This window comes from Oleiphilus sp. HI0132, assembly GCF_001635845.1.
The window spans coordinates 1-376 of the sequence record NZ_LWGJ01000860.1 but is presented as its reverse complement, the minus strand read 5'-3'; the positions used below and the strand labels follow the sequence as shown (position 1 = coordinate 376).

1 protein-coding gene is annotated in these 376 nt (G+C 50.8%); it reads left to right on the top strand.

Annotated features, from left to right (window positions below):
* A partial coding sequence (locus tag A3766_RS09680) for an ATP-binding protein (RefSeq protein ID WP_197479495.1) occupies positions 1–376 on the top strand: 376 nt, incomplete at both ends.

Here is a 376-nt window from a genome sequence, read left to right as displayed (position 1 = left end):
AGGTGGCCTCAATCTATTCGCTGGCGGGTATTCCCAGAAAACCGGGCTTGATGATGCAAGCGCCTTTTCGTTCTCCTCACCATACAGCTTCTTCCGTATCGCTCGTTGGTGGTGGCGCACAGCCAAAGCCTGGTGAAATATCCTTATCCCATTATGGTGTATTGTTTTTGGATGAGTTGCCAGAGTATGCACGCTCGGTGCTTGAAGTACTTCGGGAGCCGATTGAAAGTGGGGAGATCAGAATTTCCCGAGCCAGTGCGAGCCTGACATTTCCGGCAGACTTTCAGTTAATTGCAGCAATGAACCCATGCCCTTGTGGCTATAGCGGCCACCCTACAGTGAGTTGTACTGATACCCCCCAGCAGATAAGTAACTA